Raw genomic sequence first — 23,916 nt, 5'->3', positions numbered from 1 at the left:
AGTGAGATTTGATCTTGATCACTGTAGCGCGTTAAATTTGCACTGAGTCATATTTTTTAAAGAATTAATTAAGTTATGGTTGATGTTTTGCGCTGCGAAAGTAGTCTTGTACCTGAAGTTTCACAGCGGTTCATAAAGAACTAAAAAAATATGATTTAGTCGAATTTAGATTTCGGCTGGCATATCGGGAGAGTTACTTGGTGTCTTCGGCGGCCAACCAATAAGACACAAGTAAACAGCTAGTATTTTTTAGGAGTTATTCCATGAAAAACATGTTTAAGCGTTCAGTTTTAGGTGTGGCTGTTGCAGCTGCAGCAATGGCTTCAGTCGCGGTTCAAGCAAAACCTGCAACCGATACTGTGGATCTGTATGGTCAGATTGCTGTCTCAGTATGGGGCGGCGAGGCTGAAGGTGATACTTTAAATGTTGTGAATGAATCACGTTTTGGTTTACGTGGTAGTATAGATCTGGAAAAAGGTCCTAAGCTCTTCTGGCAGATGGAAGGCGGTAACGTAGGTGATGGCGATGCCAAGATTAAGGATGATTCAGTAGATACAGCTAACTTTGGTTTCCGTGATACCTATATCGGCTTTGAATTTGATGCCGGTAAAGTACGCGTCGGTCGTGTATTAACACCAGCATATGAGATTGTTGACTGGCCATACTCAGGTCAAGCACGTGGTAAAGTCTTTGACTGGGTAACTGATGTCAAGGGCGGTGTAAACTACGATCGTCATGGTGACAGCATCCGCTTTGATTCTGCTCAGTTTGGTGCGGTGAATTTCTCATTAGCGGCTGGTAAAGGTAACGTTACTGAAGATGGAAATAATTTCTATGGTGCGGCTGCACATATTAAAGCCGGTCCAGCGGTATTCCATCTTGGTTATGAACTCGGTACTGACCGCGAAGTGACTAAAGCTGTAAAAGATGACAAAGATACACCGAATGATGAGACTGTGGCTCGCGTTGGTTCTGATACTCAGCTGATCATTGCAGGTTTTGAGGCAACATTCGGTTCATTTGGCGTTCACGGCGCTTATAAAATTATGGGTGCTGAATATGATGACAATTCAGCCGACCAGGATCAGACTGCTTACTCAGTCGGTGTTTCTTATTCTATGGAAGACTGGCTATTCCGCTTAGGTTATGCCGCTCAGCAAGATTTAGAAACAGGCAATGTTAAAACGACTGCTGGTGCTGAAGATATCGTCTCTTTTGATGCGACGTACTTCCTAGACCCATCAGCTATTGTGTATGCACGTCCATACCAGATCACTCGCGATGGTGAAAGCCAATTTGGTGCTGGTGTCGGTGTAGAATACTACTTCTAATAGGCATTTTGTCTAACAGAAACATGGCATAATATGACGTTAAAGCCGACTGTTTATCAGTCGGCTTTTTACTTTTTTATAAAAAGTGACAATTGGTATAAAACCAAATCCATTAAAAAAGGCTCATTATGAATGAGCCTTTTTGCTGTTATCCCTATTGGGATTAAAGAGTTAATTGATATTGGTGACAGCCCAGCTTAAAAATTTCTTCTTTGTTTTATCATCGGCCTGGTGGAACCAGTGCTGCAGCATCATTTCAGCCTTATTGGATTCTGTGAGCTGGGTTGGTATTACGGTGTCGGTTGACAATTCAACAACGGCTTTAGATGCCACTTTCTCGGGCAGAGCAACGGAAGCGATGAGACTGGCGATTGCTCCACTCTTATTATACTTTTCAACTTCACGAGTAAAATCAGGGGCAAGATCAAAGCCAATGGGCATTGTGTCGAATACGAATGGGTAATCACTTCCAGATTCTGTAACCGTAAACGAAGGCGTGTTGTCAAAGTCGCGGCCTTCATCGATTGTCTTGATGTTCGGAATCTCGAGTTTTAGCTGGGTATTATTTCCATCAAAACGAATAATGACAGGGGTGGATTTATATTTTGTTTTTAAGCTGCCTGCTTCTCTGACAACTTTAGCAATACGGAAAACCACCTGATTGGTACCATCTGGCAATTCAATTTCCGGCTTATGATCAAAGCCAAATATGGAATAACCGGCATCTTGGCCGTTAATTACCAAAGGTTGAATTCCCTTCGGTATTTCCAGCGTAACCTGCGCCCCAGCTGTTGATGCCAACGGTAGTAACATCGTTACTAGAGCAAGTTGTTTTACCTTCATTAAAGACTCCTTTAAGGGGCAGCTTAACCTGTTAGCGGCTGTCCTGTGGAAAGTTATTTTACATTACGATTTTACTTTGCTGCTCTGGTGTGAAAAAGCTTATTTACTCTCTCTATGGTCGTAATCAGAGATCAGTCACAACCATGAAATTAATTGCCAGACTATATATACCCTCTGGCTATTTAATTAAATTCATATGTTTTTTATATATTTATCTGCAAGTTTTGGTTTTCATCAGTTGTGTTTTCGAATTTTTAGTTAGGAGTAAGTGATTAAGCAATATTGGCTCAACATGATTTATTGTGATGTAAAAACAAGTGGATAATCGGAAGTAAGCTCATTGGCCCGTTAAGTAAACGGGATGAAGATCACGATTCTGGTCAAAATAAACATGAATCAATCTATAGCCCTCTCATAAACTCTCATTGGAAGCCTAATTTTATCCGTACCGTACGCAATCTTGCGATTGAGCGCACATTAATGCATGTACTCTGTGTTTTGTGTTTTCTTATGTTTTGTTGTTATCTTGTTGTTTTTAATTGTTTTATTTTTTTTTAGGTTTCACTGGTTTGAAGGTCGTCATAGTTTGTTTTTCACTATCTTCACGTATCGAAAAAAGCTTGTAGTCTTGCCCTTGTTCAAAACACTTAAACATAATTATGTGTGCTGATCTTCGGCGGCCAACTGAGGTTAGTCCACATAAAACAGCTATTTATTCGATTATTAGGAGTTTTCCATGAATAAGACATTCAAGCGTACATTGCTGGGTGCGGCAATCGCATCAGCTGCGATGGCTTCAGTTTCTGCCAATGCATATACCATCGGTGAGTCGAATGATTCTAAGGTTGAGGTTTATGGTATCGTTTCTATTTCGGCGGTAGATTACGGTGCGAAAGGTGGTACTTTTGAATTAGAGAACGAGAGCCGTGTTGGCTTTCGTGCTTCACAGGCGATGACAGACAGTGTAGAAGCTTTTGTCCAGATTGAATCCGGTTGGGTTTTAGATGATGGTGCCAAGTTAGGTAACCGTGATACCTACGTCGGTATGCGTGGTGATGACTGGGGTTCGGTACGCTTTGGTCGCATGCTAACACCAATGTATGAACTGGTTGACTGGCCTTACAGTGCATCTAACATGGGTACAACGTTTGACCGCGGATGGCGTAGCGGTGAGCGTTTCTTATTTGATCGTAAGAGTCAGCAAGTACGTTTTGACTCAATTAACTATGCAGATATGGTTAACTTTAGTGTGTCGGTAGGTAATGGTAGCTCTAAGACCGATGATTCTACATTCTACGGGGCTAAAGTTTCTATTACCCCGGTTGAGATGCTAACCCTTCACGCCGCATTTGAAACAGCAACTGATACCATCTTTGACTCTGGTTCAGATGTATCATTATTACCAGATGGAAGTGCTAAGCCCGCTAAAGCTAATTCAGTCGGCGATACGGACTCTTTCTTTGCTGGTTTCGAGTTACGTCCAATGGACAGCGTAATGATTGCCGGTGCGTATAAAACGGGTGAATATGATGCGAAAGACAAGGGTGGCTTTGCATACGACAAACGTGAAATCGAAGCTTACTCACTTCAAGCTAACTACTATATGGGTAGTGCAAATTTCCGTCTGGGTTATGCAAATCAAACGGGTGAGACTGACTCTAAAACAGATGCATATTTAGATCGTGAAACACTAACGGCAGAATTTGGCTATAGCTTTAACTCTGTATACACTTTCCTACGCGTTGCAGAGCATAGTAACGATGGCGAAGGTGATACCATGGTACGTATTGGTACTGAATGGTACTTCTAATTTTTTGGATTTAAGTGTCAATGTGTTTAAAAGGCTTCGTTTTTACCGAAGCCTTTCTATTTGTAATTGTTTAGATGAAATGGATATTTATGATATACAATCAAGTAGTAAGAATTAAAACGATAGAAAAAAGTATGGTTCAGATAATAACATTTAAAACCAAAGTGTATTTCTTGAAGAATTGTTATCAGGTCATTAAATGACCTGGTTTTTATGGCTGATTACTGAGTTAATCGATATTTTTGATGGCCCAAGTAAGAAAATCTCGCTTTTCTTCTTGACCCATTTTTGTGAAAATATCTTGAAGTATGGTTATTTCAGATGATGATTTTTCTCTATTTATTTTTTTATTATCAATATTAGCCACGTTTTTAACTTTTGGAGTCTGAGTTTTATTATAGCTTGCTAATAGCTGACTATAATTTTTATTAATCGATAATCCATCTAAAGGTAGTTGAGTGTTCCTGTGATCAATGAAGTCCCCGGACTCATCTGTTAAGCTGATAGTTAAGTTCCTATCAAATTTACGGGCAGATTCTAATGTATTTAATTGTGGTAATCTCATTAATACAGCAGAGTCAATACTGTTGAAACTCAATACCATAAGTGGGGATTGATATTTCTCACCTTGACTCGACCCTTTGTTGTAAACTTTTCTGACATCATAAACGATCTGATTGCTACCATTAGGTAGATTAATGTGATCAGGAGAAGAGTTAATAAACTCAAGCAATCCACTTTTCCCTTCTTTTCCATTGACCGATAAAACAGTCACTTCTTTTGGAAGTGCTAATGTAACGTCAGCTACAATTGGTAATGAAAATAGACTAATCATACTACAAGTAACAATATTTTTAATTTTCATTGAAATAGACCTTTTTTTAAATAGTCATCGGTGTGTGTTTAATTAGAGATGATAACGTAAGGATAAACGTTTGTGATTGGTTTTTAATTAATTATCAAACATAATAGAGTTGGCTCACATGATTTTTTAGTAAAAGTCGTCAGTTAACTTTATTAAGCATCGTGACGTGAAATTTAGAGGGTGTTATTTTGTTCTTCTTTGTGATGGTAGTGATATGGAAAATATTAAACATTTTAAATTCTTGGATTTCAGCTGATACTCTGATTGCTGAAATATAATAAGACGCATACTTTTTAGTGACACAGCCCACTGTATACTCAGCCTTCTCTTCACAAATGTGTTTAAAGTGAATGGTATTCCCACACATATCGCTTGAATTGAGTTAGCGGAAGTCGCTATGAATCTCGCATTTTGAGGTAGTTTGGCCATATAACTGTATTGTGGATTGCTGGGCTGGTGGTAAAATGCGTCAATATCGATGAAGGTGGTGCGGTTGCACTACTATTTGGCTCATCATTTTTACTTAAGGTTCTTTCATGACGGTTAAAACTCGCTTCGCTCCAAGTCCAACAGGCTTTCTCCATGTCGGTGGTGCCCGTACCGCACTTTATTCTTGGTTATTTGCTAAGCATATGGATGGCGAATTTGTTCTTCGAATCGAAGATACTGATCTTGAGCGCTCTACACAAGAAGCGATCGATGCCATTCTTGAAGGTATGGAGTGGCTGGGGCTGGATTGGGATGAAGGTCCTTACTATCAGACTAAACGTTTTGATCGTTATAACCAGCTAATCGATCAGCTACTGGCTGAAGATAAAGCTTATAAGTGTTACTGCCCGAAACTGCTGCTTGAAGAACTTCGTGAAGAACAAATGGCAGCCGGCCTTAAGCCGCGTTACGATGCAAGTCACCCGAAGGTTGTTGCCGCCAATGCTGCCGCAACGGAAGATTCTCCTTTTGTTATTCGCTTCCGTAACCCGAAAGAAGGGACGGTGGTTTTTGATGACAAAGTTCGTGGTCATATCGAAATTGCTAACAGTGAACTCGATGATCTGATCATTCGTCGTACCGACGGTAGCCCGACGTACAATTTCTGTGTCGTTGTCGATGACTGGGATATGGGTATTACCCAAGTTGTGCGTGGTGAAGACCACATTAACAACACCCCCCGCCAGATCAACATTTATGAAGCCTTGGGTGCACCGGTACCTGAGTTCGCACACTGTGCAATGATCTTAGGTGATGACGGCACTAAACTCTCTAAGCGTCATGGTGCAGTAAGTGTTATGCAGTATCGTGATGAAGGTTATCTGCCGCAAGCGCTATTGAATTACCTGGTACGCCTGGGCTGGTCACACGGTGATCAGGAAATCTTCTCAATGGAAGAGATGATTAAGCTGTTTAGCCTCGGTTCAATCAGTAAGTCTCCATCTGCATTTAATACCGACAAGTTACTGTGGTTGAACAATCACTACATTAAAACAGCAGAGCCTGAGTACGTGGCTAAATACCTGCAATGGCATTTAGATCAAAAAGGAATTGATACCGCGAATGGTCCTGCGATTACGGATGTCATTAAACTGGTTGGCGAGCGTTGTAATACGCTGATTGAACTGGCGGAGCAATCTCGCTATTTCTACCAAGACTTCAGCGAGTTTGAAGCAGGGGCAGCGAAGAAACACCTGCGACCTGTCGCAAAAGATGCATTGGCATTGGCACTGGCCAAAGTAGAAACATTAGCTGAGTGGACAACTGAAAATTTGCATAAAGTGATTGCTGAAACCTGCGAAGAGCTTGAAGTCGGCATGGGCAAGGTGGGTATGCCACTGCGTGTTGCTGTTACTGGCCAGGGGCAATCACCATCTGTTGATGCGGTGATGATGATGGTGGGTAAAGAGCGCGTGATTGCTCGAATTAACATGGCCTTGGCTTATATTGCCGAGCGTGAAGCTAACGCATAAACGAATAAGCGGAATGATTGTTCATTCCGCTTGTTATCGCTAGATAAAGACTTAAATTATTTCTTCGATTTATGTATTAACTCATAACGTTCTATACAAACATTGAAGTTGGTTGCACCAGCGCAGTATCTGAAAGCATCTTGGTCTATAACCAGTGGAGTGCCAGCAAGAGTAAATGCCATTGAGTTAAAACTCATTGATAGTAATGCTGCTGTAACAAAAATCGTTAACTTTTTCATACGCAATCTCCCATGTACCGTTGAAGTTTCAATTCATTGTTATTTGCAGGTGTTATAATTGAACCTACAAAATCCTACATTTATCGCATAAAAATGAATGTTTACATCCCATTCATTTGAGAGCATAGAACAGGATCATATTTTTCAAATCTTAATAAGCAGTGGCTTCCTTATGCTTAAAAAGAGACCTTATAAAATTTCCAAAATTTCAAAAACAGCACAAATTTGATCAAGTTGGCAGAATTGTGGAATATGTGAGGATGTGAATATTGAAGGTATTGACATGAATTCATTATGTTTTTAATATTGGTTTGTTATTTGGGGCTATAGCTCAGCTGGGAGAGCGCTTGCATGGCATGCAAGAGGTCAGCGGTTCGATCCCGCTTAGCTCCACCAAATTTTTTTATCGTTTTGTCTTAATTATGAGAAAGCGATAATTGCCAGAATGATAAACCTCACCTCGGTGAGGTTTTTTTATGTCTGTCAGTTCATTATGTTCGATTTCTGCCTGGTTTTTATTTTATGATTTTTGTGCATGGCAAGTTGGCACTGGATGGCATTATCAATAAATGAAGGAAAGCAGGTAGAGGGTAGTTAAGATAATTGGAGATTAGCTACGTTGAAATGGCGCTCCCTGCAAGATTCGAACTTGCGGCCTTCCCCTTAGGAGGGGGACGCTCTATCCAGCTGAGCTAAGGGAGCCTTCAAGCTAAGTGCTTGAAGGCCATTATACCTAAATTCTCTCTGATTTTAAGTAATTACTGCTATCGGAGTATTTGCCTGGTCAGTAAATCACCAGCTTGAATGCTGCCGGCCAGATCGGTCTGGTTAACTGACAACTCGGTTGACTTCTCGTAGACACGTTCGACGGTTAGGGTGATGTCTGTCTGAACCATACGGTTACGCGGGATCCCCATTTGATCAATAAAGCCGGCGCTATGCCAGAGTTGTAACTGATCTCCTCGGGTTACCCCATGAATACGGCCCACATTAACTTGTACGGTATTACCATTAACATTCACAACTTCCGGTAAGCTGGTACGGCAAGACAGGGAAGATTCCAAATCGAGCATTACGTTACGGCTAATTCGTTGTACCGCCTGGCCGTAACTGGATTGCCAGAATCGTGCACTTTTAGTATCAACCTGACTGACTCGTGAAAAAGGCCATTCGGCAACCTCCCGATAATTATTCTGAAAGAGTTGTTCACCGGTTTTGCCGTCCATCACTTGTACTGTTGCGGCAAACTGTCGGTTTACCTGATCACTTCTTATGAGCTTTTGATCTAATGTTGAGGTGAGATCGGTTATTTGGCCATTGATAATGTACTGGGCATCATTGTCTTCCGCCAGCATGGTCATTGCGTCAGGCTGTTCAGGTCGAATTGGTACTCGAGTGATCCCAGAGACAACAAAGCTCTGCGATTTTCTTTCAATCTGACGTTGAAGCATCGCGGTGAAGTCATCACCCAGCTGATAAATCCCACCCATAGCGGCATGTTGAGGCGAGACAATGTCGAACTGGCCGAGCAGTACTCCTTTTTTGTATTGGATTTTGTGGCAAGTATTTGCCGATGGGTAGATATCAATGCGCGCGGTCACATAAAGATTGCCGCTTTTTTTCTGGGTTTTTAACACCATGACATGGCGAACTTCATTGCCGCTGAACTGATATTCTTCACGCTCTGATACTAGATATGGCTTGATATGAGAGAAACTTGATATATCAGCGCCGGAATATAGCATGGCCTGATAGATGGCATCTTCAAGGGCGTTGCTTCGGGCCGTACTCTCACTTTCAAGCATAGCCGCTTGACCGGTGACCTCAAGCCAAGCAGCATTCACGCAGAATGAAGCAATTAAACACAGACTACTTAAGCATCTTATTATGTTTCTTTTCATATTTTCTCAACTTAGGTATGGAATTTGCTTGTATGTCGATTAGCAGAAGATAAAACTTGCCGTTTCCTATCTCAAGTTAGTGTTCATGCTTGCCTGGCTATTTTAAGTGAATCGTTGAACATGACAACACTGCGAGTACGCAAGAGCGTATGCAAAGAGTGTTCCTAAAAACATTTTCTATGGTAATAGTGAAATTATGGATAAAGTTTTTCTTTCAATGGGCGATAACAGGCTACAAGTCTTTTTTCATCCGGAGCTGGTTAGAATGAAAAAATGGATAGTCTTGCTGCTGTCACTACTGACGGTATCATGTACCTACTCTCCGATTTACAATGGCAAAGAACCGTATACGGGGAGTGCTTTTATGTTAACGGAAACCCCTCGCCATACGATGGACTTTTTTGTTGAAGGGTTAACCGAACAGCTGATCAATTCGAACCAGTACCTGACCGCCAAAACGCCGCTGGCCGTGACTTCATTTGTTGATCTGCAAGAAATGACGGAAACAAACTGGCTGGGTAATTCGGTGACGGAAAGCTTTATGTTTCAGATGCAGCAACGGGGATACACCGTTGTTGATTATAAAGCGACCGGAGCGATAAAAGTGACCCCTGATGGTGATTTTTCTATTAGTCGGAACTGGAAAGAGCTTGCCGCTCAGCAGCCTGTTGACTATGTCTTAACCGGTACCATGTTGCGTCAGGGCGCAGGTGTCCTGGTCAATGCCCGTATTATAGGTATGCGTTCTCGTGTCGTGATTGCTTCTGCCCAGGGTTTTTTGCCTGCAGATCGTATTGGACGTGATCTCGACTCTTTGAATAAAATGCGAATCCAAAATGGTGTTATTATCCGTTCTGAAACCACACAATTTGATCGTAATACTATAGTTCTGAAGCCTTAGGAGTTGTTATGCGTTGCTGGATGATGGTGATTTTTCTACTGTTAGCGGGTTGTCAGCCTTTAACCGAAATGCGCAGTGATGAAAAAATAACCGCTGTTGGATATGCAACGATCAGTGAGCAGCGAGGCCGTACTCATGAAGAAAAGCGTATGCGTGCGATGCGTGCGTCTAAAATTGATGCCTACCGTGAACTGACTGAACAGGTCTATGGCATGCGAATTAGTGCGCGTGCGGAAATGGATGATCAACAGTTGGGTCTTGAAAGTACGGATGGTGCCGTTGATGGTATTATTCGAGGCGCAGAGGTCATTAGCAGTTATCCGGTAGGGGATAGCTATGTAACTGAAATGCAATTAGATTTACGTAAAATGGAGAAGCTGAAGCAGCATGGCGAAGTATTCCATTTGCCGTCCAATCAAGAGACGATGTTTTAAGTTACAGAGTAGAGAAAGACCGAGAATCGAGTCTAAGAGGGCTAGGAAAAGAAAAGGCATTATTTTGATTAAGAAGTGATGTCTTCTTGTAGTATCGAATATCTAGTACTTAGCACCTAGGCTAGGCCTTTATATTCGTCCCTAAAGAGCGGATATTCTGTGCAACCCCTTCACTGTTGTAGGTCATCTGCTGCTTGCCACGGCTTTGCTGAAATAAGTTATTGAGTTTGTGGAAACTGAGCTGTGCGCGCTGCAGCGCTTCACCATTAACGGCATTGTATTCTTTACAGCGTGCCACAATCACTTTTATCTGTTCGACTTTTTGCACAAGTTCTGGATTATCAACTAATTGTTGGCGATGGGTATGGCTGGCAATGAGGTGATCTTGCTGTTGGATCTGATTAATCAGTGCGAGTTTGTCTTTCGCCAGACGATCAATCTCGACTGACTGGCGGTTAACAATGGCACCTTTCTCTTGTTCAAGCAGGCGTGAGAGCGAGATTAGCGTCGCGTTCTGAAGTTCTAGTAATTGCTCTATGCTCTGGGACATTCGGTTCTCACTGGTTGCAGTCGGCAAACGAATGAAAAAGAGAGCAATGGGCGGATTTACAGCCCACGCAGCTCATCTTCAAATTTCATCATGTTAGATGCCAGCTTGTCAGCATCAACAACATAAGCACCGCTAGCGATAGCTTTTTTTATTGCTGAGACTTTTGCACTGTCAAAGCTTGGTTCAGCAGCAAGTTGCTGGTGAATTTGCCCAACCGCTTTACCTTGAGAACTTAATGACACGGCGTCATGTTGCCCTCTCGGTGCTACAGGTGGCTTAGCCCCTGATGGCGCTGATGATGAATTTGACACATTGTTCTGATGACTGCGTGCCGTTGTCATTGGTTGACCGGAACGTAGTTGATCAATACTTGCCATAAATTTAGCCTTTGAACAATAAACTAGAGACAACCATGATATCGGCTGGCGGGTATAATAACTTTAGTCTTTTTTTAAAAATTTACGGTTACTTCACCAACTCCGGTAATAATACCATCAATGATACGTTTCGACTGACTATTTTGTACCCGGACTTGTTCACCCAGCGAGCCATCCGTTAAAGCGTTACCCTTAGTCACAATATTTAAGCCCCCGCCATTTGCTTTTATCATCACGGTGTCGTTTCGACAAACCAGACAGATATCCCCACCTTGCACAGCTTCGCCCATGTTAACGGCACGTTTTACGGTTGAACCAATAATTTGATAAGGATGCTCAAAGACGATTCCTCGCTGAAAACGGCTTTCTACCAACATAACGTTCAAATGTGATGCGGTGAGTAAAGAGCCGCGTGGCAGAGGTTTGGCGGCAACCACTCGTGGCAGTAATAGTTGTACATTAACAGGAACATAAACTTGCCAGTTTTCCGGCGAGCAACGGACTAATACCGTGATATTGCCAGAGAGTGACTGTTTACCGGGAATAGAGCTTTCCAGTAAGGCTGAGCATTGTGATAGTCTTAGCCGGGAGTCTAATGGCGAAGCGGTAATTTTGAGTTGTCCATTAGCTGGTATTGGAATGATTTGTGAGACATGATCTTCTGCAGCACTGCGTACCGTCTCAAGTACAGTTTGCGGTGCTGCGAAAAGAATAGTGCTAAAGAAAATCGGTAACAGGCCGAAGATCAATTTGAAGAGTTTTAAATGTGTTCTTTGGCTCACGACTTTACTCTTTATTAACAGTCTATGGGGCTACTATGGGTAGTCTTAATGCTCATAGTATGTGATTACAGATAAGATTTCTCGTCTTCACTTTCCTAAATATAAAAATACATAACATGGAGTCACCTTATGACGGGGATACTTGATTCGGTTAATCAGCGCACCCAACTCGTTGGTCAAAATCGTTTGGAGCTTCTGACATTCAAGCTTAACAGACGTCAGCGCTACGGAATAAACGTATTCAAGGTGAAAGAGGTACTCCCGTGCCCGAAATTAACATCCATACCAAATTTACACCCATTGGTGAAAGGGATTGCGCATATTCGCGGCCAGACGATCTCTGTGATAGATATGAGCCTGGCGACAGGTGGTCGTCCGATCGATGATCTTGATAACTGTTTTGTGATCATCTCTGAGTTTAACCGCTCTATTCAGGGCTTCTTAGTCACTTCTGTTGAGCGGATTGTCAACATGAACTGGGAGGCAATTTTGCCGCCACCAAAAGGAACAGGTAAAGCAAACTACCTGACGGCGGTAACCGAAATCGACAATGAACTGGTTGAAATTCTCGATGTTGAAAAAATCCTTGATGAGATTTCGCCAGTCAATACTGACATTACCGGTACGGTGCTTGAAGAGTTAATCAGTGATTCGCCTGAGATCCGCCGAGTCTTGGTTGCCGACGATTCCAGTGTGGCGCGTAAGCAGGTGCAGCGAGCGATTGAAGCGATTGGCTGTGAATGTGTCTTAGTGAAAGATGGTAAAGAAGCGATCAATAAACTGAGGGAGATGGCAAAGGAAGGCAGTATCTATGAGCAGCTTGCGCTGGTGATTTCAGATATAGAAATGCCGGAAATGGACGGCTATACACTGACGGCTGAAATACGTAATGATGCCAACTTAAAAGATTTACATGTTATCCTGCACACTTCCTTGAGTGGAGTATTTAACCAGGCAATGGTTGAGCGTGTCGGTGCAAACGCATTTATTCCTAAATTTAACCCAGATGAGCTGGGGGCTGCGGTTAAAGCTGCGATGCCGGAATAATCTTACAAAGCAAAGAGTAGTAGATGACAGCTATAACAATAAAGGACCAAGAATACCGAGACTTCTGCCGTTTTCTGGAAGCTCAATGCGGTATTGTACTTGGCGATAGTAAACAGTACTTAGTGCGTAGCCGCCTGAGTCCATTAGTCAGCCGATTTTCGCTATCATCTCTATCTGAATTACTGCAAGTAGTGATAAGTGGTCGAAATCGAGAGTTGCGTATCGCCGCTGTTGATGCCATGACAACCAATGAAACGTTATGGTTTAGGGATTCCTACCCATACGCTGTCCTGGGCGACAAAATTCTGCCGGAGTTAGCCGCTAACAAGCGTCCGATTAAGATTTGGTCATCGGCGAGCTCTTCAGGCCAGGAAGCCTATTCCATTGCGATGACAACACTGGAACTTCAGAACCGTCGTCCGGGAATGTTGCCGACAGGGGTGCAGATCACTGCGACGGATATTTCTCAAACCATGTTAGATACCTGTCGTGCTGGAGCATATGACAACCTGGCCCTGAGTCGCGGTCTGTCACCAGAGCGTCGTCGTATTTTCTTTGAAGATAATGGCGATGGCCGTATGCGGGTAAATGACAAAGTGAAACGGATGGTTAGCTTCCGTCCGCAAAATTTAAAGGATAGCTATGCGTTACTCGGTAAGTTTGATGTTATCTTCTGCCGTAACGTATTGATTTATTTCTCTCCTGATATGAAGGCTAAGGTGCTTAACCAAATGGCCGCCAGTTTAAACCCAGGAGGGTATTTGTTCTTAGGGGCATCTGAATCGCTGACGGGGCTAACCGATAAGTTTGAGATGATCCGTTGTAATCCAGGGATTATCTACAAGTTGAAGTAAAAATTCGAGTTTCGAGGTGCTAGGTTCTGGAAAGAGCCCACTAGCGTCTCGAAACTCTCTACTCTCTACTCTCTACTCTCTACTCTCTACTCTCTACTCTCTACTCTCTACTCTCTACTCTCTACTCTCTACTCTCTACCTCTCCCCGAACTCTGTTCACCCTTTCTTGAAGTAAAACTTGGCACTGTAATTGCTTTACATATATCAAGTTACTTTGGAGGCGAGTATGTCCATTTCTTTTGATAAAGCGCTAGGTGTTCACCAGCATACGGTTGGCGTACGCGGTAAGCGTGCTGAAACCTTGGCGAGCAACATAGCGAATGCTAATACCCCGGGGTATAAAGCCAAAGATATGAACTTTGAGCGTGCATTAAAAGCGGCAACATCAGGGGCAAACATTGGCCTGAGCCGAACCGATGGGCGGCATATCTCTGCCTCTACAAAAATTATGGGTGAGCAGATGTACCGTGTTCCGACCCAACCTGATACAGGTGACGGTAATACGGTTGATGCACAATTAGAGCAAAATCTGTTTATGCAAAATTCGCTAGAATATCAGGCATCACTGGATTTTTTAGGTTCTAAATTTCAGAATCTGAGCAAGGCACTGAGGGGGGAGTAATCGATGAGCCTGTTTAATGTGTTTAATGTGACAGGATCTGCCATGAGCGCAGAATCAATTCGTCTGAACACCACTTCAAGTAACCTTGCTAACGCTAATAGTGTCAGTAGCTCTGCGGAAGAAACCTATAAAGCGCGTCATCCGATCTTTGCCGCCGCCCTGCAAAATGCAGGTGCTCAGCGCCAGGAAAGTGTACCGGTACAGGTCAAAGGTATTGTTGAAAGCCAGAAACCACTTCGTGCGGAATATAATCCGCAACATCCAATGGCGAATGCTGAAGGTTATATTTACAAACCTAACGTCAATGTGATGGAAGAAATGGCTAACATGATTTCGGCGTCTCGTTCTTATCAGAGCAATGTTCAGGTTGCAGATGCAAGTAAGCAGATGCTGATGAGTACACTGAAGATGGGTAAATAAGGGTTAAGGAGCCACTGTTATGACCGGTATTACAGGCACAGGTCAAAGCAACTTGTCCTACCTTGATCAACTCAAGGGGATGCAAGAGAAAAAGCTGCAAGAATCGCAGTCAAAAGTAACGGGTCAGAACGAGCTTAAACAAGAAGACTTTCTGTCGTTGCTGACCAAGCAGCTTGCCCAGCAAGATCCGTTTAAACCGGTGGGTAATGATCAGATGATTGCCCAGATGGCATCATTTGCCACGGTAGACGGTATCACCAAGATGAATGAACAGTTTGGCAGCTTGAACTCCGCCATGACGTCTAATCAGGCGCTGCAAGCGTCTTCATTGGTCGGGCGTGATGTATTGATCCCAAGCACCACCGGCGTGAAACAAGCTGACGGTGGTATTACCGGCATGGTTAAGTTACCCCAAGCGCTTAATAACACGCTGGTCCGCGTTGAAAATGCACAGGGCCAGTTGATTAAATCGTTTGATCTTGGTGCCAAGCCTCCTGGTGAACATCGTCTTGAGTGGGATGGTACCGATGAAAATGGCAATCAGTTGCCGGAAGGCCGCTATAAATTGAAAGTGGCTGGTTTAGTTAACGGTAAAAACCAAGAATTTGATGTGTCTACCTATGCGAATGTCAACAGTGTGTTGCTTGGTAATGGTGACGGCAATGTCATGCTTAACCTCGCGGGCTTTGACTCGCCATTTAAACTTGCTGAAGTGTTAGAAGTCGGCAAGGTCTAAACAGGTATTAGGAGATTCAGAACATGGGATTTAATATTTCATTGAGCGGTATTGGTGCGTCACAGAAAGATCTGAACACCACAAGTAATAACATTGCTAACTCTAATACCTATGGATTTAAAGAGTCACGTGCTGAATTTGGTGATGTGTACTCCAGCTCAATCTTTTCAAATGCCAAGACCACGACAGGCGGTGGTGTGCAGACGTCTGTTGTCGCACAGCAATTCCATGAAGGGTCGAGTATCTACACGAACAACCCGATGGATCTCCGTATCTCTGGTAGCGGTTTCTTTGCGGTGGCTGATGATAAGCTACAACCTCAGAATAATAGCCTGACACGTAATGGTGCTTTTCACCTTAACAAAGAGAACCAGATCGTTAACTCCGAAGGTCAGTACCTGCTGGGTTACGGCGTTGATCAGGAAACGGATCAGGTGATGTCTTACGAATCACAGGCGCTGAAGGTACCGGATCAGTTTGGTCAGCCACGAGCTTCTAAAAACATTGATATCGGGGTTAATTTACCTGCCGCGGCTGAAGCAAAAGATGCACAGAAATTTGATTTTAATGATTCAGATACCTATAACAAATCAACATCTGTGACCATGTATGATTCACTCGGTCAGCCATATAAAATGACGACCTATTACGTTAAAGATGCTGGCTCTGCGGCGGCAGATGACGCAGCGAATAGTGTTGCAAACCGCTGGGCGGCTTTCTATACCGTAACGGATGCCACCGGTGAGAAACAAGTGAGTGTTAATACCGCACCGGAAGGTGATGGTGAAGTCGCAACTGGTGCTGCAAATGCACCTGATAGCAGTGGCCATATTGGTACCTATATTGAATTTAATACCGACGGGTCTGTCAAGTCGGTGAATAATGGCCAGAAAATCGTGACCCAGAGTCTGGGGAAAGGTGACGGCGGGGCGGGACTTGAGCTAAATGGTGCCGACGATACCCAGACCTTAAATATCAATTTTGATGAGCCAACCCAGTATGCCGCCCCGTTTGAAATGCGTCGTTTCAGCGAAGATGGCGCTACCACCGGGTATCTGGCGAAGGTGGATATCGATTCTAAAGGCTCTATTGTTGCTACCTACAGTAATGGTGAAAACGTGACATTGGGTCGAGTGGGTATGGTACGCGTACCTAACGAGCAGGGGCTGGTATCTAAAGGCGGCACGCAGTGGGTAACAAGCCAGGACTCTGGCGCTGCTATCTGGGGAGAAGCCAGTCAGGGCGCATTTGGTGCCGTGAAAAGTGGCACACTGGAACAGTCTAATATTGATATGACCCAGGAGCTGGTTGATCTTATTACCGCTCAGCGTAACTTCCAGGCCAACTCCCGTGCCTTGGAAGTGGATAACCAGCTACAACAGACTATCCTGCAAATCCGATAACAATCAGAGGACCGGTTTATTTTTCAACATTGCAGCAATTCTGTTGAAAGATAAACCGGCCTTGGCACCATAAAACAGTTTGCCGCCTGACCATCAGGCGGCAAAGTTTGTTCCTATCCGTCATAAAATTGCCCTTTCTGATTTATTCATCACGCCTGTAACTCATCAAGATATTGATTAATATTCAATTATTATCATTGGCATACTTATTGCTTTGTTTTGTAGAGTTGAGATGGGAGAGTCATAATGGATCGTGCGCTGTATTTAGCCATGAGTGGTGCCAAGCAAGATATGTATGGTATGCAGTTACATGCCAACAACCTTGCCAATGTGAGAACAACGGGCTTTCGAGCTGATCTGGAGCAAGCGCGTAGTATGCAGGCATACGGCGAAGGTTTGCCATCTAGGGTCTTTGCGATGACAGAACGTCCCGGGCAAGATTTTTCGCAAGGCTCCGTTATGACAACCGGGCGCGATCTTGATGTTACCGTTGAAGGTGATGGCTGGCTTGCGGTTTTGGATGCCTCGGGTCAGGAAGCCTATACCCGTGCAGGCCACCTGAAAATAGACCAAACCGGTATGCTGCAAAACAGCAACGGCAATCTGATGCTGGGTGAAAATGGCGGCCCGATCTTTATCCCTCTCCCAATCAGCAAAATTGAAGTCGGTAACGACGGTACGATTTCGGTATTACCCCAGGGTGCGCCACCGGAAGCGATGGAAGTCGTCGATCGGTTGAAGTTAGTACGCCCGAATAATCGTGAGTTGTATAAAGACGTCAATGGCCTGTTCAAATCGAAAACACCGGATCAGGTATTTGATGCTGATGCGGGTGTCACCTTACTGAAAGGGGCGTTGGAAGGCAGCAATGTTAATGCGGTGGGGGAAATGACCAGTATGATCGATCTTCAGCGTCATTTTGAAATGCAAGTCAAGATAATGAAAACCGCAGAAGAAATGGACCAGGCGTCTTCTTCCCTGCTGCGTTTAGGCTAATCCGATAAAAGGAAACGAATATGCATCCAGCTCTATGGGTAAGTAAAACCGGTCTTGACGCCCAGCAAACCAATATCTCGACCATTTCAAATAACCTGGCGAATGCCTCGACCGTGGGCTTCAAGAAAAGCCGTGCGGTTTTTGAAGATCTGTTTTACCAGAATATTAATCAGCCTGGTGGTCAATCATCGCAGGATACCCAATTACCTACCGGCCTGATGCTGGGGGCGGGTTCAAAAGTGGTGGCAACACAAAAGGTCTTTACCCAGGGGAATACCCAAACGACCAATAACGCCATGGACATGATGATTGAAGGGGATGGCTTCTTTCAGATCCTCTTGCCAGACGGCAACATGGGTTATACCCGTAATGGTCAGTTTACCATCAATGGCGAAGGTCAGATGGTAACCACAGGATCCGGCTATGTGCTGCAACCTGAAATTGTTGTACCAGAGGATGCGGTGGGCGTTACTGTTGGTAATGATGGTGAAGTATCAGCGCGAATTCGTGGCCAGCAGGAAAATCAGGTATTAGGACAAATCACGACGGTTGATTTCATCAATCCAGGTGGCCTTGAACCTATTGGCCAGAACCTGTTTTTGCCGACAGGGGCGAGCGGTGATGCCCAGGAAGGTGTTCCGGGTCTTGATGGAATGGGGGCTATCCGCCAGTCGATGCTGGAAACGTCAAACGTGAATGTAACCGAAGAGCTGGTTAACATGATTGAAGCGCAGCGGGTCTATGAAATGAACTCGAAAGTGATTTCTACCGTTGATCAGATGCTGAGCTACGTGAACCAGCAGTTGTAACGGGGAGCTAAATTAACATGAAAAAGTTAATGGTATGTCTGGTGGTCATGCTTTCCGGTTGTGAAATTATGCCGCAGGTTCCGGAAGCGTCCGATGTTGCCCAAGCAACAACATCGGTTGATGCCGTCGAGGGTTCGGCTGGTCAAGGTTCGGATTTAATTGATATGCTCCGGCGTCGGGAGGATCCGCAGGCAGGCGACCCGGCCTGGAACACGGTTCGACCGCAACCTAAGCCCGAGCACTATGCAACGGCAACGGGTTCATTGTTTAGCCTGGCACAGGCACAAGATCTGTATGATGACACTAAGCCGCGCGGTATTGGTGATATCGTCACGGTATTGTTAGAAGAGAAAACCCAGGCGAAAAAAAGTGCCAGTACCGATCTTGATAAATCAACGGATTTATCGATGGATCCTCTGGTTTTAGGTGGCAAGCCATTGACAATTGGCGATCGCGACCTCTCTTATGAAGTGGCGAACGCCAATAAGTTTGCCGGCAGTACCTCTGCCGATCAAAGCAACAGTATCAAGGGCTCTATTTCGGTAGAAGTGATTGACGTACTGGCGAATGGCAACCTGATGGTTCGAGGCGAGAAATGGCTAACCCTTAATACGGGTGATGAATATATCCGAGTCAGTGGTACGATCCGTCCGGATGATATCAGCCAGGAAAATACCATTGCCTCAACCCGTATTTCAAATGCCCGTATTCAGTATTCAGGCACCGGTGACAGGCAAGATACCCAAGAACAGGGATGGCTGGCGCGCTTTTTTAACGTCAGCCTCTAGCAGCAATTCCACTCGCTGCAAGGTTATTTAAATTTTAAATTATTCGATAGTGAATTGCGGAGCGCCAAAGTGAAATTACGTACTTTTTGCATGAGTCTGACACTGATGCTGGCATTGCCACTGCAAGCTGCACGCATTAAAGATGTGTCAGAAGTCGCCGGGGTACGTAGTAACCAATTGGTGGGGTATGGGCTGGTTGTCGGTCTGCCGGGAACAGGCGAAACGACCCCCTTTACCGATCAGAGCTTTAACGCGATGCTGCAAAATTTTGGTATTCAGTTACCTGCCGGTACTAAGCCAAAGACCAAAAATGTTGCTGCGGTTGCCGTCAACGCCTCACTGCCGCCTTTTACCAAGCAAGGCCAGTCTATTGATATAACGGTGTCATCACTCGGTTCCGCCAAGAGCTTGCGTGGCGGTACCTTGCTGCAAACCTTCCTAAAAGGTCTGGATGGCAAAGTGTATGCAGTGGCACAGGGCAGTTTGGTGGTTGGCGGCTTCAGTGCAACGGGAGCCGATGGTTCGAAAGTGGTGGGTAATATACCGACGGTAGGACGAATTTCGAATGGTGCGATTGTTGAACAGGAAGTGCCTAACCCATTTGGTCGTGGTGACTTTCTTACCTTTAACCTGTTCGACTCGGATTTTACAACCGCGCAGCGCATGTCTGATGCAATCAATCAGTTTTTAGGCCCGCAAATGGCGGCCGCAGTGGATGCCACATCGGTACGCGTTCGTGCCCCTCGCGATGTCAGCCAGCGTGTTGCATTCTTATCAACGATTGAAAATATTGAGTTCAACCCTGCTGACGGCGCGGCCAAAATTATAGTAAATTCACGTACCGGAACCATTGTGGTAGGCCAGCACGTGAAGCTGAATCCGGCTGCGATTACTCATGGTGGTATGACCGTTTCAATTAAGGAAAACTACCAGGTTAGTCAGCCCAATGCTTTTTCCGGCGGGGAAACGGTTGTCGTGCCTAACTCCGATATTGAAGTGACAGAAGAAGATTCTCGTATGTTTAAGTTTGAACCGGGCGTCACTTTAGACGAGCTGGTGCGCGCTGTGAATCAGGTTGGAGCAGCCCCTTCAGACTTAATGGCTATCTTGCAGGCATTAAAGCAGGCGGGAGCCATTGAAGGCCAACTCATTATTATTTAAGGGCATGCCCGACCACAGAACCTAATACTCAGGACTGAAATTACATCAATGAAAAATATCGACACTGGCTTTGTCCATGACATTTCAAATTTAGAAAGGTTACGAGCAGGCATCAACGGGGACGAGGCAGGCTCACTACGTGCTGCCGCCGAGCAGTTTGAGTCGATTTTTACTCAGATGTTATTTAAGTCGATGCGTCAGGCCAACGAAGCGTTTGAATCTGATCTGATGAGTAGCCAGAACACGAAATTCTTTGAGCAGATGCATGATGAGCAGATGGCCAGTGAATTAAGTTCTACGGGATCGCTGGGGTTAGCCGACATGATTGTCGCGCAACTGGGCGGTGAAGACGCTCAGCAGACAGATAAAGTGCTACGTAATGCGGTGCATGATGGGCCACTGCGTCTGCCCGTCGACGGGCAGGGTAAAAAACCGGATCAGGCAATGGTGGATCAAGCGGCGGATGACGTATTCAAAGCGATGCAGGCCAGCACCATGAACATCGCTCAACCGCCAATGTTGGCAGCCAAAAGGCAACAAACGTTCGATACACCGCAAGATTTTGTCACCAAAATGCGCCCGTATGCCGAAAAAGCGGCCCGTGCGATAGGGACCGATCCTTCCGTGCTCATTGCTCAGGCAGCCCTTGAAACAGGCTGGGGGAAGAAAGTCATTAAAAATGCGGCAGGATCCAGTAATAACCTGTTTAATATCAAAGCCGATCCACGCTGGTCTGGCAACAAAGTGGCGACCAATACCTTAGAGTTTCACCAAGGTATTGCAGTGCAAGAAAAAGCGGCGTTTCGCTCCTATGATAATTATCAGGACAGTTTCAATGATTACGTTCGTTTTCTGAACGATAACCCGCGTTATTCGAAAGCGTTAGAACAACCTGCCGAACCCTCCCATTTTATTCGGAACTTGCACCAGGCCGGTTACGCGACCGATCCCAACTACTCCGATAAAGTTATCAGTGTCATGAATACTGTAAAATCATTGATGAAATAAACCTGTTTTGGAGAAAGCGATGCTTTCTCCCTCTCTGGCAATCCTTTGCCCCTTTCCGCTTCCCTCTGTCATGGATTATTTTAAAACCAAATAGAATCAATACTTTAATTTTAAAGTTCTATATTGGAATGATTTTTGCATTGCAATCAGGTAATTATTTGATTTACCAAACCTTATACTAACGGGAGGCGTTATGGCTTTTGATCTGCTCAGTCTGGGCTCTCAAGGTGTGCTTACTGCACAGCGGCAGCTCAATACTACCAGCCATAACATCAACAACGTTAATACCGAAGGGTATAGCCGTCAGTCAGTGGTTCAGGAAACCAATGATCCCACATGGTGGGGCGGTAGTCAGTACGGTACTGGGGTGCACGCGGCAGAAGTTCGCCGCGGTTACGATCAATTTGCCACCAATGAGCTTAACCTGACAACCACCAACTTAAGTTATGCCACTGAGCGGGAAGGGCAGTTAGGCCGTTTAGATAATATGCTGGCAAACAGTGCAAAAAAAATCCCTGAAGATATGAATCAATGGTATGACGCGGTAAAAGCCCTGTCTGACAGCCCTAATGATATGGGCTCACGCAAAGTCGTGCTTGAAAAGGCGAAATTGGTTGCCGCCGGGCTTAACGATAACCACACAATATTGGCACAGCAAAAAACAGTCGCTAATGACGTCTTGGCGCGTACCCTGGATCGCGTCAATGATATCGGAAAAGAACTGGTTGATATTCATAAAGCTTTAGTGAAAACACCCGCTTCAGGCGCTGATAATGACTTGATGGATCGCCATCAAAACCTGGTTAATGAATTGTCGCAATACACCAAAGTCACCGTGACCCGCAAAAACGATGAAGTCTTCAATATTATGATTGGCAGCGGTCATACTCTGGTTTCGGGTATTGAGTCCAGCGAGCTGCGTATGGTCAGCGGCAAGCCGGATCCACAGCAAACACAGTTGGCTGTTGTTGAGGGTAAGTCTTTAAAAACCATCCGAAATGATGACATTGGTGGCAAGCTGGCGGCACTGTTTCAGTATCGCGATGAAACATTGTCACAGGGCATGGATGAGATGGGACGCATTGCTATCGGTTTTGCCGATTCCGTTAATGAACTGCAATCGCAAGGTCTCGATCTCAACGGCCAGATCGGTGCCAACCTGTTTCATGATGTCAATGACCCCCGCTCGGCAGCTGCCCGAGCAAGAATACCTACCGGCTCTGGTGCCGATTTAAAAGTCTATATCGAAGATATTAATGCGTTAAAAATCGGTGAATACGATTTAACCTTTGATGGCAGTCAGCACACGCTGATTTCTCCTGACGGTGCCCGCCAGAACGTGATCCCTAGCGGTACGCCACCGACTTTCTCGATGGATGGCTTCCGGGTGGAGATGGATGTACCGATTGGGGCTGGCGAGCATATAGCGCTACGGCCGACCCGGAATGCGGCGGGTGAAATACGGGTGACTTTAGGCGATCCTGCCCAGCTTGCAGCACAAAGTTATTTAAGCTCCGCCACGAAAATTAATGGCAACGCTGATCTCGGTATTATTGCGGCAGGCACGCTGAATGAGTTTCAGGTTGCAGTGTCGCCGGATGCCAGCCAGTTTGCGGTGCTAGATATGAAAGGCAATATTCTGCAGGCCCCGCAAGCTTATCCGCCGGCCACAGAGGTAAACGTGGGAGGAACCCGATTCACCTTAACCGGAGGTGCAATCGGGGGCGATCTCTTTGCGGTTAACCTGAACGCTGCTTCTGGTGATAATGGTAACCTGATAAAAATGCAGGAATTACAGTCACAAAAACTCATGAATAACGGCCGTTCAACGGTGATTGATGTGTATGAAGGGCTCAATACCGAGATAGGGGTGCAAAAGGCCTCGGCGGCACGCCTGAAGGAAGTCGGATTAGTTGAAAAAGATGCGGCTGAAAGCCGGGTTGCAGAAATTGCAGGGGTAAACATGGATGAAGAAGCGGCCAATATGATGAAGTTCCAGCAAGCCTATATGGCATCGTCACGTATTATGACGGTGGCAAATGAAACCTTTGAAACCCTCCTCAATGCGTCACGATAAG

Annotated in this window: 24 protein-coding genes and 2 tRNA genes; 18 read left to right on the top strand and 8 right to left on the bottom strand. The window is 44.9% G+C overall.

Annotation, left to right across the window (positions count from 1 at the left end; all coding sequences use genetic code 11):
• The first annotated feature begins 263 nt into the window (after nucleotides 1–263).
• Nucleotides 264–1,331 carry a porin gene (locus tag R3289_RS08675; RefSeq protein WP_318925128.1) on the top strand — a complete coding sequence of 356 codons (1,068 nt, stop codon included), beginning with the start codon at nucleotides 264–266 and terminating at the stop codon, nucleotides 1,329–1,331.
• Nucleotides 1,332–1,502: 171 nt separating this feature from the next.
• Here R3289_RS08675 and R3289_RS08670 read toward each other — a convergent pair whose 3' ends face one another.
• Nucleotides 1,503–2,174 (bottom strand): DUF2057 domain-containing protein, encoded by a 672-nt coding sequence (locus R3289_RS08670; RefSeq protein ID WP_318925127.1) that lies wholly within the window; start codon nucleotides 2,172–2,174, stop codon nucleotides 1,503–1,505.
• A 736-nt stretch (nucleotides 2,175–2,910) separates the two neighbouring features.
• Between R3289_RS08670 and R3289_RS08665 the strand changes: the two genes are divergently transcribed.
• Nucleotides 2,911–3,984 (top strand): porin, encoded by a 1,074-nt coding sequence (locus R3289_RS08665; RefSeq protein ID WP_318925126.1) that lies wholly within the window; start codon nucleotides 2,911–2,913, stop codon nucleotides 3,982–3,984.
• 229 nt (nucleotides 3,985–4,213) lie between these two features.
• Here the strand turns inward: R3289_RS08665 and R3289_RS08660 are convergent, their stop codons facing one another.
• Nucleotides 4,214–4,849, bottom strand: a complete 636-nt coding sequence (locus R3289_RS08660; protein WP_318925125.1) for a DUF2057 domain-containing protein — start codon at nucleotides 4,847–4,849, stop codon at nucleotides 4,214–4,216.
• A gap of 536 nt (nucleotides 4,850–5,385) precedes the next feature.
• Between R3289_RS08660 and gltX the strand changes: the two genes are divergently transcribed.
• Nucleotides 5,386–6,810 (top strand): glutamate--tRNA ligase, encoded by a 1,425-nt coding sequence (gltX, locus tag R3289_RS08655; protein WP_318925124.1) that lies wholly within the window; start codon nucleotides 5,386–5,388, stop codon nucleotides 6,808–6,810.
• 56 nt (nucleotides 6,811–6,866) lie between these two features.
• Here gltX and R3289_RS08650 read toward each other — a convergent pair whose 3' ends face one another.
• Nucleotides 6,867–7,049: a hypothetical protein gene (locus R3289_RS08650; RefSeq protein WP_318925123.1), complete on the bottom strand. Its 183-nt coding sequence runs from the start codon at nucleotides 7,047–7,049 to the stop codon at nucleotides 6,867–6,869.
• Between the two features lie 320 nt (nucleotides 7,050–7,369).
• Between R3289_RS08650 and R3289_RS08645 the strand changes: the two genes are divergently transcribed.
• Nucleotides 7,370–7,445 (top strand) — tRNA-Ala (locus R3289_RS08645).
• A 229-nt stretch (nucleotides 7,446–7,674) separates the two neighbouring features.
• Here the strand turns inward: R3289_RS08645 and R3289_RS08640 are convergent.
• Nucleotides 7,675–7,751 (bottom strand) — tRNA-Arg (locus R3289_RS08640).
• A 62-nt stretch (nucleotides 7,752–7,813) separates the two neighbouring features.
• Nucleotides 7,814–8,950 (bottom strand): flagellar assembly protein FlgT, encoded by a 1,137-nt coding sequence (locus tag R3289_RS08635; RefSeq protein WP_318925122.1) that lies wholly within the window; start codon nucleotides 8,948–8,950, stop codon nucleotides 7,814–7,816.
• A 265-nt stretch (nucleotides 8,951–9,215) separates the two neighbouring features.
• Between R3289_RS08635 and R3289_RS08630 the strand changes: the two genes are divergently transcribed.
• Complete coding sequence (locus R3289_RS08630; RefSeq protein ID WP_318925121.1) at nucleotides 9,216–9,851, top strand: FlgO family outer membrane protein; 636 nt, start codon at nucleotides 9,216–9,218, stop codon at nucleotides 9,849–9,851.
• Nucleotides 9,852–9,859: 8 nt separating this feature from the next.
• On the top strand, nucleotides 9,860–10,285 hold the full coding sequence (locus R3289_RS08625; RefSeq protein ID WP_318925120.1) for an LPP20 family lipoprotein: 426 nt from the start codon (nucleotides 9,860–9,862) through the stop codon (nucleotides 10,283–10,285).
• A 121-nt stretch (nucleotides 10,286–10,406) separates the two neighbouring features.
• Here the strand turns inward: R3289_RS08625 and R3289_RS08620 are convergent, their stop codons facing one another.
• The 3 genes from R3289_RS08620 to flgA form a co-directional block, all read right to left on the bottom strand.
• Nucleotides 10,407–10,835, bottom strand: coding sequence for a flagella synthesis protein FlgN (locus tag R3289_RS08620; RefSeq protein ID WP_318925119.1), 429 nt, complete (start codon nucleotides 10,833–10,835; stop codon nucleotides 10,407–10,409).
• Nucleotides 10,836–10,891: 56 nt separating this feature from the next.
• Nucleotides 10,892–11,212: a flagellar biosynthesis anti-sigma factor FlgM gene (gene flgM / locus R3289_RS08615; RefSeq protein WP_318925118.1), complete on the bottom strand. Its 321-nt coding sequence runs from the start codon at nucleotides 11,210–11,212 to the stop codon at nucleotides 10,892–10,894.
• 74 nt (nucleotides 11,213–11,286) lie between these two features.
• Nucleotides 11,287–11,994, bottom strand: a complete 708-nt coding sequence (gene flgA, locus R3289_RS08610) for a flagellar basal body P-ring formation chaperone FlgA (protein WP_318925117.1) — start codon at nucleotides 11,992–11,994, stop codon at nucleotides 11,287–11,289.
• A gap of 129 nt (nucleotides 11,995–12,123) precedes the next feature.
• On the opposite strand from flgA, the gene R3289_RS08605 reads away from it, so the two are divergent.
• The 12 genes from R3289_RS08605 (at nucleotide 12,124) to flgK (ending at nucleotide 23,915) form a co-directional block, all read left to right on the top strand.
• Nucleotides 12,124–13,041: a chemotaxis protein CheV gene (locus R3289_RS08605; RefSeq protein ID WP_318925116.1), complete on the top strand. Its 918-nt coding sequence runs from the start codon at nucleotides 12,124–12,126 to the stop codon at nucleotides 13,039–13,041.
• A 23-nt stretch (nucleotides 13,042–13,064) separates the two neighbouring features.
• Nucleotides 13,065–13,895 (top strand): protein-glutamate O-methyltransferase, encoded by an 831-nt coding sequence (locus R3289_RS08600; protein WP_318925115.1) that lies wholly within the window; start codon nucleotides 13,065–13,067, stop codon nucleotides 13,893–13,895.
• A gap of 226 nt (nucleotides 13,896–14,121) precedes the next feature.
• Complete coding sequence (gene flgB, locus R3289_RS08595) at nucleotides 14,122–14,517, top strand: flagellar basal body rod protein FlgB (RefSeq protein WP_318925114.1); 396 nt, start codon at nucleotides 14,122–14,124, stop codon at nucleotides 14,515–14,517.
• A 3-nt stretch (nucleotides 14,518–14,520) separates the two neighbouring features.
• Nucleotides 14,521–14,937, top strand: coding sequence for a flagellar basal body rod protein FlgC (gene flgC / locus R3289_RS08590; RefSeq protein WP_318925113.1), 417 nt, complete (start codon nucleotides 14,521–14,523; stop codon nucleotides 14,935–14,937).
• Between the two features lie 19 nt (nucleotides 14,938–14,956).
• Complete coding sequence (flgD, locus tag R3289_RS08585; protein WP_318925112.1) at nucleotides 14,957–15,673, top strand: flagellar hook assembly protein FlgD; 717 nt, start codon at nucleotides 14,957–14,959, stop codon at nucleotides 15,671–15,673.
• A 23-nt stretch (nucleotides 15,674–15,696) separates the two neighbouring features.
• Nucleotides 15,697–17,076 carry a flagellar hook protein FlgE gene (gene flgE / locus R3289_RS08580; protein ID WP_318925111.1) on the top strand — a complete coding sequence of 460 codons (1,380 nt, stop codon included), beginning with the start codon at nucleotides 15,697–15,699 and terminating at the stop codon, nucleotides 17,074–17,076.
• 246 nt (nucleotides 17,077–17,322) lie between these two features.
• Entirely contained in the window at nucleotides 17,323–18,072 is a 750-nt protein-coding gene (flgF, locus tag R3289_RS08575; RefSeq protein ID WP_318925110.1) for a flagellar basal-body rod protein FlgF, read from the top strand.
• A gap of 20 nt (nucleotides 18,073–18,092) precedes the next feature.
• Complete coding sequence (gene flgG, locus R3289_RS08570; protein WP_318925109.1) at nucleotides 18,093–18,881, top strand: flagellar basal-body rod protein FlgG; 789 nt, start codon at nucleotides 18,093–18,095, stop codon at nucleotides 18,879–18,881.
• A gap of 17 nt (nucleotides 18,882–18,898) precedes the next feature.
• The gene (gene flgH / locus R3289_RS08565; protein ID WP_318925108.1) at nucleotides 18,899–19,669 is read left to right on the top strand and encodes a flagellar basal body L-ring protein FlgH; all 771 of its coding nucleotides are present in this window, start codon (nucleotides 18,899–18,901) and stop codon (nucleotides 19,667–19,669) included.
• A gap of 90 nt (nucleotides 19,670–19,759) precedes the next feature.
• Nucleotides 19,760–20,830, top strand: a complete 1,071-nt coding sequence (locus R3289_RS08560; protein WP_318925252.1) for a flagellar basal body P-ring protein FlgI — start codon at nucleotides 19,760–19,762, stop codon at nucleotides 20,828–20,830.
• Nucleotides 20,831–20,878: 48 nt separating this feature from the next.
• Nucleotides 20,879–21,838 (top strand): flagellar assembly peptidoglycan hydrolase FlgJ, encoded by a 960-nt coding sequence (gene flgJ, locus R3289_RS08555; protein ID WP_318925107.1) that lies wholly within the window; start codon nucleotides 20,879–20,881, stop codon nucleotides 21,836–21,838.
• A 193-nt stretch (nucleotides 21,839–22,031) separates the two neighbouring features.
• Complete coding sequence (gene flgK, locus R3289_RS08550) at nucleotides 22,032–23,915, top strand: flagellar hook-associated protein FlgK (protein ID WP_318925106.1); 1,884 nt, start codon at nucleotides 22,032–22,034, stop codon at nucleotides 23,913–23,915.
• The last annotated feature ends 1 nt before the right edge of the window (nucleotide 23,916 follow it).

Source organism: Photobacterium sp. (assembly GCF_033720175.1).
Lineage (GTDB): Bacteria > Pseudomonadota > Gammaproteobacteria > Enterobacterales > Vibrionaceae > Photobacterium.
Note: the sequence above shows the minus strand (reverse complement) of the source record. Positions and strands in the feature narration are given on the sequence as shown.

Excerpts from the sequence above, each read along its gene's own strand:
- R3289_RS08675 (WP_318925128.1), top strand. The coding sequence starts at position 264 with ATGAAAAACATGTTTAAGCGTTCAGTTTTAGGTGTGGCTGTTGCAGCT.
- flgF (WP_318925110.1), top strand. The coding sequence starts at position 17,323 with ATGGATCGTGCGCTGTATTTAGCCATGAGTGGTGCCAAGCAAGATATG.
- flgE (WP_318925111.1), top strand. The coding sequence starts at position 15,697 with ATGGGATTTAATATTTCATTGAGCGGTATTGGTGCGTCACAGAAAGAT.
- flgJ (WP_318925107.1), top strand. The coding sequence starts at position 20,879 with ATGAAAAATATCGACACTGGCTTTGTCCATGACATTTCAAATTTAGAA.
- flgK (WP_318925106.1), top strand. The coding sequence starts at position 22,032 with ATGGCTTTTGATCTGCTCAGTCTGGGCTCTCAAGGTGTGCTTACTGCA.
- R3289_RS08670 (WP_318925127.1), bottom strand. The coding sequence starts at position 2,174 with ATGAAGGTAAAACAACTTGCTCTAGTAACGATGTTACTACCGTTGGCA.
- R3289_RS08660 (WP_318925125.1), bottom strand. The coding sequence starts at position 4,849 with ATGAAAATTAAAAATATTGTTACTTGTAGTATGATTAGTCTATTTTCA.
- R3289_RS08560 (WP_318925252.1), top strand. The coding sequence starts at position 19,760 with ATGAGTCTGACACTGATGCTGGCATTGCCACTGCAAGCTGCACGCATT.
- flgM (WP_318925118.1), bottom strand. The coding sequence starts at position 11,212 with ATGGCAAGTATTGATCAACTACGTTCCGGTCAACCAATGACAACGGCA.
- flgD (WP_318925112.1), top strand. The coding sequence starts at position 14,957 with ATGACCGGTATTACAGGCACAGGTCAAAGCAACTTGTCCTACCTTGAT.
- flgC (WP_318925113.1), top strand. The coding sequence starts at position 14,521 with ATGAGCCTGTTTAATGTGTTTAATGTGACAGGATCTGCCATGAGCGCA.
- R3289_RS08665 (WP_318925126.1), top strand. The coding sequence starts at position 2,911 with ATGAATAAGACATTCAAGCGTACATTGCTGGGTGCGGCAATCGCATCA.
- flgG (WP_318925109.1), top strand. The coding sequence starts at position 18,093 with ATGCATCCAGCTCTATGGGTAAGTAAAACCGGTCTTGACGCCCAGCAA.
- flgB (WP_318925114.1), top strand. The coding sequence starts at position 14,122 with ATGTCCATTTCTTTTGATAAAGCGCTAGGTGTTCACCAGCATACGGTT.
- R3289_RS08625 (WP_318925120.1), top strand. The coding sequence starts at position 9,860 with ATGCGTTGCTGGATGATGGTGATTTTTCTACTGTTAGCGGGTTGTCAG.
- R3289_RS08600 (WP_318925115.1), top strand. The coding sequence starts at position 13,065 with ATGACAGCTATAACAATAAAGGACCAAGAATACCGAGACTTCTGCCGT.
- gltX (WP_318925124.1), top strand. The coding sequence starts at position 5,386 with ATGACGGTTAAAACTCGCTTCGCTCCAAGTCCAACAGGCTTTCTCCAT.
- R3289_RS08630 (WP_318925121.1), top strand. The coding sequence starts at position 9,216 with ATGAAAAAATGGATAGTCTTGCTGCTGTCACTACTGACGGTATCATGT.
- R3289_RS08650 (WP_318925123.1), bottom strand. The coding sequence starts at position 7,049 with ATGAAAAAGTTAACGATTTTTGTTACAGCAGCATTACTATCAATGAGT.
- R3289_RS08605 (WP_318925116.1), top strand. The coding sequence starts at position 12,124 with ATGACGGGGATACTTGATTCGGTTAATCAGCGCACCCAACTCGTTGGT.
- flgH (WP_318925108.1), top strand. The coding sequence starts at position 18,899 with ATGAAAAAGTTAATGGTATGTCTGGTGGTCATGCTTTCCGGTTGTGAA.
- R3289_RS08620 (WP_318925119.1), bottom strand. The coding sequence starts at position 10,835 with ATGTCCCAGAGCATAGAGCAATTACTAGAACTTCAGAACGCGACGCTA.
- R3289_RS08635 (WP_318925122.1), bottom strand. The coding sequence starts at position 8,950 with ATGAAAAGAAACATAATAAGATGCTTAAGTAGTCTGTGTTTAATTGCT.